The 4968-nt window shown below is 44.5% G+C and carries 6 protein-coding genes; 1 reads left to right on the forward strand and 5 read right to left on the reverse strand.

All coding sequences use genetic code 11. From position 1 onward, the window contains the following. From gldF to VK541_RS07485, 5 genes are all read right to left on the reverse strand, one after another. Window positions 1–688: gliding motility-associated ABC transporter permease subunit GldF (gldF, locus tag VK541_RS07465; protein WP_324368482.1), on the reverse strand; the 688-nt coding region annotated here is incomplete at its 3' end. A gap of 11 nt (window positions 689–699) precedes the next feature. Continuing rightward, entirely contained in the window at window positions 700–1221 is a 522-nt protein-coding gene (locus VK541_RS07470; protein ID WP_324368484.1) for a hypothetical protein, read from the reverse strand. Between the two features lie 81 nt (window positions 1222–1302). Beyond that, window positions 1303–1827: an outer membrane protein gene (locus VK541_RS07475; protein WP_324368486.1), complete on the reverse strand. Its 525-nt coding sequence runs from the start codon at window positions 1825–1827 to the stop codon at window positions 1303–1305. A 245-nt stretch (window positions 1828–2072) separates the two neighbouring features. After that, window positions 2073–2726, reverse strand: a complete 654-nt coding sequence (locus VK541_RS07480) for a porin family protein (protein ID WP_324368489.1) — start codon at window positions 2724–2726, stop codon at window positions 2073–2075. Window positions 2727–2813: 87 nt separating this feature from the next. Then, window positions 2814–3521 (reverse strand): ATP-binding cassette domain-containing protein, encoded by a 708-nt coding sequence (locus VK541_RS07485; RefSeq protein WP_324368491.1) that lies wholly within the window; start codon window positions 3519–3521, stop codon window positions 2814–2816. Window positions 3522–3732: 211 nt separating this feature from the next. Here VK541_RS07485 and VK541_RS07490 point away from each other — a divergent pair. Beyond that, window positions 3733–4968: glycine--tRNA ligase (locus tag VK541_RS07490; protein ID WP_324368493.1), on the forward strand; the 1236-nt coding region annotated here is incomplete at its 3' end.

Below are 4968 nucleotides of genomic sequence, written 5' to 3' on the forward strand. Positions count from 1 at the left end.
AAAACAAGCAGACCACCGTGATAAAATAAACCAGATCGCGCGTATCCAAAACACCCCTGCTGATGGACTGATAATGTTCATTTACACTCAATCCCAAAAACAGGCTCTCCAGATCACGCAGTGCAAAGACCTTGCTCATGGCATCAAAGCCAAGATAGGCAATGAAGCAGATGAAGACTGAAACCGCAAAGGCAATCACCTGGTTGCTGGTCAGCGAAGATGCAAATATGCCAATGGCAATAAAGGCCGCACTCAGGAGCAGCAATCCTACATAAGAACCGGTTACCGCACCGGTGTCCACATTGCCGGCCGGAAGGCCCAGCTGGTATACAGTATAGTAATAAATTAAAGTAGGCAGCAGAGAAAAGGCAACAAGAACAAAACCCGAAAGATACTTTGCCAGGATAATCTGCCAGTCCGTGAGTGGTTTGGTCGCGAGCAGTATATAGGTTCCCTCTTTCCGCTCTTCAGCGAATGACCGCATGGTAATGGCAGGAACAAGGAACATGAACAGAAAAGGCGCCAGGCTAAAAAAGCCGGTCAGTTCCGCATACCCATATTCCAGGATAGAAGTCTCCGGAAAAAACCACAGCAGCAGGCCGGATGCCAGCAGGAATATACCAATGGTGATATACGCCATCAGTGAATGAAGTGAGCTAAATAATTCCCGTTTGAAAACCGCGTACATGCAGGGAAAAATTAAAAATTTAACCCGGCTCGCAGGCCCGCAAACGAGCGCGTGCCATTACTTCTGGACCAGCCTTCATACCTCACACCAAAGTCCAGCGATTGCCTTTTTCCAACAGGAAATGCTGTCCCGATGCCCGGCGAATAAGCAAGTGCAGTTCCGGTCCCTGAGCCATTAGCGGTAGATATCGCCACACCAGCCTCAGCGGCTCCATAAATGTAATCCGTAAAAAAATACTTCAACCCGGCCTTGATGGGCACATATCCCTCTCTGAACTTAACCCCGACAAAGACTTCCTTCCCGTTGAACCTCAGGTAGCCTGCACTCACAGTCAATCTCAGGCTTTCTGCCAGCGGGTGCTGATAAAGTAACGAACCACCGACGCCATAATTGGCAGCATCTGCATAAGCGCCAACAGGAAAAGCGAAGTCCACACCAATGCCCAGCTTAGGCCCATTGTCATCAGATTGCGCATTGACTTTTGAAAAACAAACAAAGCCAATAAAGGCCGTCATTAAAATTATCTTCTTCATGGAAATTCTAAAAATTCAAATCTACAAAAAAAGCCCCGATGTTAAATCGGGGCCTTCGATATCGTTTAAGTAATAACTAGCTTACAAACCGAAGTTCCAGGCTAATCTCAGACCGATGAAAGAAGAAGTTCCATCATTTGACCATCCTTCATAGCGACCCCCAAGTTCAATAGTAGATTTATCAGCTACAGGAAATTCAACACCAACACCCGGAGCATAAGCAAACGCTGTACCACCGTCGCCATCGCCGGTTGAAAAAACAGCGCCAAGTTCTCCACCTACATAGATGTTTTCAGCAAGAAAATACCTCAAACCGGCTTTTACGGGGATAAAACCAGAATTAATCTTGCCAAGTCCCGGGATGTCCTTAGATTGAAAGTTTAAGTAACCTGCATTACCGGTCAAATTCAATTTGCTGGCAATTGGATGTTGATAAGTCAAAGAACCACCATAGCCTAAATTATAACCATCACCGAAATCTCCCATTGGGAATCCGAATTCCACACCAATGCCTAATTTAGGTCCTGACATTGCTGCGTCCTGAGCTTTTACACTTGAAAATGCAAAAATACCTGCGATTGCTGTTAGTAAAATTAATTTTTTCATGCTTGTTTAATTTAAATGTGTTTAAATAATTAAAGTCCTTGGATGCAAAAACGTTGCCAATCGTTACAAAGAGTTATTAACATTTAAACAAAATTCAGACGAAACCGACCCTGTGTTTAAGCAGAGCTCAATAAATCAATTACTTGACTTTTATCTTCAAGAAGTCAGTGCGATGAAATTCTTTACAGACCATATCCGGCAAATGTTCTTTTTTTAATTCAGCAGTGTCGGATTTTCAGCCAATTCTAGAAAGAAAAACCAAGGCCAACAGAAAATACCCTGTTCTTGATCTCACCTTCATCAGAGCGGACGATATTGGCCAGACCAAGACCATATCCGGCATGGATATTAAGTCCGTTTCCAAGCTGATAACCGGCCAGGGCATTGATTCCATAATCAACACGTTTATAAGTTGAATCAAAATCGATATCTTCAGATTCTGATTCGCTCTGGGTCTGACCCTCAAAAGTTAAACTCGCTTTAACTTTTGATTTTCCGCTTAGCGCGTATCCAAAATACGGACCTGCGCCAAAGAAAATTTTACCATCACCAGCCGGGATATTTATTACCGCATTGACCGGCACCTCCAGGTACATCAGACTTTGCTTGATCGCCAGACTGATATTGTTTCCATCCTCATCTTCCATTTTGCCGTCTATTTTGGCCCCTTTACCCGATAAAGTCAGGCCGGCCTGCACAGAAAACATGTCACTTACCGGAATATCTGCAAGACCTCCGATATAAAATGACAGATCAGATTTTAAAGATCCTTCATCATCTTCAGAAATGGACCACGTTGGTAGCGTAACGCCTGCTTTAACACCAAATTTCACAGGACTTTGGGCCGATGCAGTCAGCGCAGCACCAGCAATTACCATTGAGAGTAATAATTTTTTCATTTACGTTATATTTAGATTGGTATCAGGCCCCCTATAGGCCAGATACCATAAATATAGTTTTATTTACCCACATATCGCATTAATCATCTACATAGTTAATTTTCTGAATATTTCATCAAGCGAATCAGACTCATGCTGAAGCTTGAGTTCATTAATTCCAGAATTTGCTGCTATTCTGCCTTTATTGATAATGATGATGTCATCACACAACGCCTCCACTTCCTGCATGATGTGTGTGGACAGGATCACCGTTTTATCTTTACCCAATTTTCTGATCAGATCTCTGATCTCTGCAAGCTGGTTGGGATCAAGCCCTGATGTAGGTTCATCCAGGATCAGCACTTTCGGATCGTGAATAATGGCCTGCGCAAGACCCACACGCTGCCTGTACCCCTTAGACAGCACACTGATCTTTTTATGTGCCTCATCTTTCAGCCCAACCTGTTCTATCGCCAGTTCGACTTTACGCTCTGGCTGATCCAGCCCGTAGGCATTGGCTGCAAACATCAAAAACTCTTTGACATACATGTCAGTATATAATGGTGTGTTTTCCGGAAGGTAGCCAATGATCCGCCGTACCTCCATACTTTGCAACTGGGTATCAAAACCGCAAAGGTCAGCCGTTCCGGAGTCGGGTTTCAGATATCCGGTGAGCATGCGCATGGTTGTCGATTTCCCGGCACCATTCGGCCCCAAAAACCCAAGTATCCTACCTGGAACAGCCTCAAAGCTAATCCCATCAACTGCTTTTTGCAGGCCGTACTGTTTAGAAAGTTGTGTTACTTTAATACTCAATGTCTTCGTTCTTTATATTGGATACCGTGCGTTCAATTTATGTGATTTGCGATCGTCATTGCGAGGCATGAAGCAATCTCCCCCACCTTGAGATTGCTTCGTGCCTCGCAATGACGAACAAGGTGAAGTCATTCCGCCATACTCAAAAGTAGAAAAATCACTCCTGCATTCATGAAAACGATTGACATATTTTTTCTAAGTTTGCATCACTATGGCAAAAAACACTAACGACGAGCAATTTAAGAATGTAATATCACATGCTAAGGAATATGGTTTTGTATTTCAGAGCAGCGAAATATATGATGGACTTAGCGCTGTATATGATTACGGGCAGTTGGGTGCAGAACTAAAAAACAACATCAAAACATACTGGTGGAAGGCCATGGTACAAATGCATGAAAACATTGTGGGTATCGATTCCGCCATTTTTATGCATCCAAAAGTATGGAAGGCCAGCGGTCACGTAGACGGATTCAATGATCCGATGATCGATAACAAGGATTCAAAAAAGCGCTACCGTGCCGATCAGTTATTAGAAGATAAAATAGCCCGTTATGAAAAAGACGGAAAAACCGATAAAGCAGCAAAACTGCAGGCCGATATGGACGAGGCCTTAAAAGCTGAAAACCTGCAGGAGCTGAAAGCCCTGATCGAGCAGCATGAGATTGCCTGCCCGGTCAGCGGCACCAAAAACTGGACAGAGGTACGCCAGTTCAACCTCATGTTCAGCACCCAGTTTGGCGCTATGGCAGAAGGATCTGAAGAAGTTTACCTGAGACCAGAAACCGCACAGGGCATTTTTGTAAACTTCCTGAACGTGCAGAAATCAGGAAGAATGAAGATCCCGTTTGGTATCGCGCAGATTGGCAAGGCCTTCAGAAATGAAGTGATCGCCCGTCAGTTCATTATGCGCATGCGCGAGTTTGAGCAAATGGAGATGCAGTTCTTTGTTCGCCCCGGCGAAGACCAGAAGTGGTTTGCTTACTGGAAAGAAGCCCGTCTGAAATGGCACAAGGCATTGGGTACACCGGCCGAAAAATACCGTTTCCATGACCATGTCAAACTGGCCCATTATGCCAATGCTGCTACAGATATCGAATTTGAATTCCCATTTGGGTTTAAAGAAGTAGAAGGCATTCACAGCCGTACAGACTTTGACCTTTCGCAGCACCAGGAGTATTCAGGTAAGAAAATGCAGTATTTTGACAACGACCTGGACGAAGCGGGCAAGCCCTATGGCAATTACATACCTTACGTAATCGAAACTTCCATAGGTCTGGACCGCATGTTCTTACTGACCATGATCAATGCTTTTGAAGAAGAAGACCTGAGCACGGAAGACAAACAGGACAGCAGGACTTTACTGCGCCTGCATCCTTGTCTGGCCCCGATTAAAGTAGCCATTTTCCCGCTGACCAAAAAAGACGGCCTGCCGGAAAAAGCAAGA

The sequence above is a fragment of the Pedobacter sp. genome (assembly GCF_035317785.1).
Classification (GTDB): domain Bacteria; phylum Bacteroidota; class Bacteroidia; order Sphingobacteriales; family Sphingobacteriaceae; genus Pedobacter.

What these genes read in the sequence shown, in the direction of transcription:
- VK541_RS07480 (WP_324368489.1), bottom strand. Translation starts at nt 2,726, where the DNA reads ATGAAAAAATTATTACTCTCAATGGTAATTGCTGGTGCTGCGCTGACT.
- VK541_RS07470 (WP_324368484.1), bottom strand. Translation starts at nt 1,221, where the DNA reads ATGAAGAAGATAATTTTAATGACGGCCTTTATTGGCTTTGTTTGTTTT.
- VK541_RS07475 (WP_324368486.1), bottom strand. Translation starts at nt 1,827, where the DNA reads ATGAAAAAATTAATTTTACTAACAGCAATCGCAGGTATTTTTGCATTT.